A 4,232-nucleotide genomic window follows, 5' to 3' on the forward strand; every position below is an offset into this window, starting at 1 on the left:
ATGCTTAATAAGAAGCAGCTCTCAGGAAAATCGAAGAAAGTTCAATGGATTAGATCTATAGAAGACTTATCTAATAAAGACTTTACTCTTAACTATGACCTAGAAAATAAGAAATTCTATAAATTTGATAACAAAGTCATTCTCCATATCTTCAACTCAATGGTTGCTGATTTTGGTGAACAGTTTTTTAGATATTCATACTCTTATAGAGATACAAATGAACTTATATTTCAATTATCGATGAATTCGATGGTTCAAGGTCTCTCTAAATTCTACACGATCACAACTCCTTTTGGTGTTCAGGTATTCTACAACAAAGCAGAGTTAAGTAGTTGGAGTTCTAGAATCCGCTTTGAAAGAAAGCAAATTGGAAGATCTGGTTGGTTCGATCTGGAACTAGAAATATCTGATGACGATATGGATGTCATTCAAAACGCTGACCTTGAAAACAACATTGCGATTACGACAAATGGTGTTGTTCTTTTAAATAATGACCAAAGAGATCTTCTTCGCTTTGTTAACAAGTACACGAAGCTAGAAACAAAGGAAGAGGTTAAAGAAGGGCATTTTAAAAAGTTTATCTTACCATTTAACCGTGCAAGAATTTTTGAGCTCTTTGAACTTAAGAAGCTAGGCCTTGAAGGGGCCCTTACTCAAGAAGAAATCGATCTTTGTGAAAAGCTTCAAACTCTCGATAAGATGCCACAATACGAAGTTCCTGAACAATTCGATAAAATTCTAAGAAAGTACCAAAAGACTGGTTACAATTGGCTAAGATTTCTCTACGAAAATAAACTTGGGGCCTGTCTTGCTGATGATATGGGTCTTGGTAAGACAATTCAAACAATCTGCTTTCTAGAAAGTATTTACGATAAGATTGATAGAGTTCTTATTGTCTGCCCTGTTTCAATTCTCTTAAACTGGGAAAATGAATTTAAGAAGTTTTCTAATATTGATGTCCACATTTTTCATGGGGCAAATAGAGAAATGCCTAAGGATAAGAAAGTTATTCTTACAAGTTACGGTATTCTTAAAAGAGAACTTGAAAACTATTTTGAAGAAGATCAATTTGATATCTTTATCATGGACGAGGTTCAACACCTTAAGAATATGCGTTCACTAGGTGCATATGCGGCAAGAAAAATTAAATCTAATTTTAGAGTTTGTTTAACAGGTACCCCTGTAGAAAACGATCTCGCTGAATTCTATAATATCATTGACCTTGCGATCCCTGGAATCTGGGGAGATTTACGATTCTTAAGATCAAGCTCTACCCCAAAGTCTCGTGTCTTTGCGAGAAAGTCGGCGGCACCATTTATTTTAAGAAGAACCAAAACGCAAGTACTGACTGATTTACCACCGAAAGTAGAAAATAATGTTGTCCTTGGATTCAACGACCAAGAGAAGAATTTCTACGTGGATAAGCTCAAATCAATAAAAGCAAAAATCCAGTCTGCACCGAAGAAGAAAAAATATGGAGAGATCCTAAAAGGATTGCTTGAACTTAGACAGAGCTGTCTCTGGCAAGATCATGACAACTCTGCCTCTAGACACTATAAGCACCTCGAATCAACTAAGGTCGAGTTCCTACTAGAGAATGTCGAACAGTTACTTGAAGAAGGTCACCAAGCGATCATCTTCTCTCAGTTCACGACCTATCTCGATATTATAGAAACCGCCTTTAATGATAGATGTTGGAAGTATTCTAGAATTGACGGGTCACAAAGCGTGAAGAAAAGACAAAAATCTGTTGATGCTTTCCAATCAGGTGAAACGCCTCTTTTCTTGATTTCCTTAAAAGCTGGTGGTGTTGGTCTTAACTTAACAGCAGCCAGTTACGTTTTTATTATGGACCCATGGTGGAACCCTGCTGTTGAAAGTCAGGCCATTGATAGGGCCTATCGTATTGGGCAGAAAAACAAGCTAACTGTTTTTAAACCTGTTATTAAAGATACAGTGGAAGAAAAAGTTCTCAAGCTACAGGAAATGAAGCGAGAGCTCTTTAAAGATCTCCTTCCTGACGATGACGATAATCTCTTCACTGGAAAACTCACAATGAAGGATTTTGAGGATATTTTCAACTAATTTTAACTAGTTAGGCTATAAACTTTTTATCTTCACTTACCGATTAGAAGGATGGAGAAGATATGAAGAAAGCACTTATACTATTGATTTTAGGTTTAACGACCTCTGCCCACGCTAATAACTCGGACATTGACCGAATAATCAAACAACTTGAGGAATCTGAAACTCAAGCTGATGTTTATGCGGAGCCTGAAGAAGTCATTTGTGATCCAAAAATTCAAACCCCTGCAGACTCTGTTGAACCAACAGCAAAGCAGATGATTAATATCGGGGAAAAATTTCTTAGAGGTGGAACTTGTAAGCATTATAAGAAGTTTCTCAATGCAGGTGTTCCAAAAGAAGCTTTAAAACAAGCCCTCACCTACTATGATAAGAATAATAAGAAATTCAAGAATCAAAACTATATAACGATTGCAGACTATTCACAATCATCAACAAAGAAAAGATTCTTCTTACTTGATATGAGAACGGGAAAGGTCAGCACAGAAAAAGTTTCTCACGGAAGTGGGAGCGCAAAAGTAAATGGCCAAAGAATTAAATTTGCAGATGCTACAATTAATAAGGGCCAAGTGACTAGGGCCAGTAATCATAATGGTAGAATGGTTCGTTGCCGTATCCCGTCAAAGTTTAGAAAATCAGTTCAACACGATCAATACGCTCTTACAAGACCAGGATTTTTTAAGACTGGTGAATTCTATATGTCATGGTCACATGATGAGCAGAAAAAAGGTAGAAAAGGATGGCCAACATTTAGAGTTGATGGAAAAAGCTTCAATGGAATGAGAATGGATGGACTTTCAAAAGGTGTCAACGACAAAGCTAGAGCCCAAGGTGTTGTTATGCATGAGGCTTACTATAACACAGGGAAAGTAATGGGAAGAAGTTTTGGTTGCCCGGCCTTCCCACCGAATAAAGGTCGCGATATCATGGAAAAAATCGCAGGCGGATCTCTTTATTATTCATTTGTTCCTATCTCTGGTTGTTCAGAAGACTATAATAAGGCCTTAAAAGATATACCAAACTGGGAAAGGGCGTGTGAGTAATTAAATCAAATCTTTTACGATTTGAACTTCACGTTCTTTACCCCAGATAAAATCATGATCATATCTCTTCTTATCTAATCGTGTGATAAGTTCTCCATTCGAGTATGACTTTATTCCTCTTGCATGACAGATAATTATTCCTGCGGCAATATCCCAGATGTTTTTATCACGTTTAGAAACTACGACATCACATGCTCCTGCTGCAAGAAGCCCCAACTTATAGGCTATACTTCCCATTGGGATAACAACAGTATCTCTACTCAGCTCATGGTTAATTAAGTTCTTCTCCCACTCTGTTCGTGAGACCATGATATTAATTGTAGGTGGTACATGAGTTCTCTGTTCAACAGGAACATGAAGATTATTAGAAATCTCAAAACCTGAAAATGGATTATATATCCATCCAAAATTTTTGGGATTATCAACATCTGCTGAATAAAGAATGGCAAGAGAAACGGCACACTCTCCATAGCCTTTAACAAATTCTCTTGTCCCATCAATTGGGTCTAATACAATCGCAGGAAAGTCAAAACTTTCAGGATCTTCTTCACTATAAAAGTGAAAGTCTGGGTGTCTCTTTGTAAATATCTCTTTTACTTTATCTGAAACAAATAAATCAAATTCTGTGACAAAGGACTTATCTTTCTTTATATCAACTTTGAGTTCTCTTTCCGAGATTTCATGAAGCTTTTCATAGATACTCATTTTAAGTTGTTCTAATTCTAGCCTATACATTTCTTAGATCCTTCTTAATTGTATTAAATACATCGATGGCCTGTATATCGTTTAAGCATATCATGGAGTCACACTGATTTAATCCACAGTAATGGGCTTCTCTTGTTCGACATTCTAAGTCTTCAATATAGAAGTACGGATGCTTTTCTTTATTATAAGGGTGCCATTCATTTGGAGGCTCTGGTCCAAAGAAAGTGTAACTTTTTACACCACAGGCAATGGCCAAATGCTTGAGACCTGTATCATTACCAATATAGAGGTCAGAAGCACCAATAATAGCTGGCAATTTTGCCAGAGGCTCAATAATAAACTCTAAGTTTTTATTCTTATCTAATGATTTTTAATCTCTCTAGGATTTGCTTATCTTGC

At 36.6% G+C, this 4,232-nt stretch carries 4 protein-coding genes; 2 read left to right on the forward strand and 2 right to left on the reverse strand.

Features of this window, described 5'->3' with window-relative positions; genetic code table 11:
- Together M901_RS13120 and M901_RS13125 are read left to right on the forward strand one after the other, a co-directional pair.
- A partial coding sequence (locus M901_RS13120; protein ID WP_021278688.1) for a DEAD/DEAH box helicase occupies positions 1 to 2,085 on the forward strand: 2,085 nt, incomplete at its 5' end.
- A gap of 62 nt (positions 2,086 to 2,147) precedes the next feature.
- Positions 2,148 to 3,128 carry a murein L,D-transpeptidase catalytic domain-containing protein gene (locus tag M901_RS13125; RefSeq protein ID WP_021278691.1) on the forward strand — a complete coding sequence of 327 codons (981 nt, stop codon included), beginning with the start codon at positions 2,148 to 2,150 and terminating at the stop codon, positions 3,126 to 3,128.
- Here the strand turns inward: M901_RS13125 and M901_RS13130 are convergent, their stop codons facing one another.
- Together M901_RS13130 and M901_RS13135 are read right to left on the reverse strand one after the other, a co-directional pair.
- Positions 3,129 to 3,863, reverse strand: a complete 735-nt coding sequence (locus tag M901_RS13130) for an inositol monophosphatase family protein (protein WP_021278690.1) — start codon at positions 3,861 to 3,863, stop codon at positions 3,129 to 3,131.
- Positions 3,856 to 4,149 (reverse strand): glycosyltransferase family 9 protein, encoded by a 294-nt coding sequence (locus M901_RS13135; protein ID WP_021278689.1) that lies wholly within the window; start codon positions 4,147 to 4,149, stop codon positions 3,856 to 3,858. Before M901_RS13135 ends, M901_RS13130 begins: the two co-directional genes overlap by 8 nt.
- Between the last annotated feature and the right edge of the window lie 83 nt (positions 4,150 to 4,232).

It is taken from the genome of Bacteriovorax sp. DB6_IX (genome assembly GCF_000447775.1).
Classification (GTDB): Bacteria; Bdellovibrionota; Bacteriovoracia; order Bacteriovoracales; family Bacteriovoracaceae; genus Halobacteriovorax_A.

Excerpts from the sequence above, each read along its gene's own strand:
- M901_RS13125 (WP_021278691.1), top strand. The coding sequence starts at position 2,148 with ATGAAGAAAGCACTTATACTATTGATTTTAGGTTTAACGACCTCTGCC.
- M901_RS13130 (WP_021278690.1), bottom strand. The coding sequence starts at position 3,863 with ATGTATAGGCTAGAATTAGAACAACTTAAAATGAGTATCTATGAAAAG.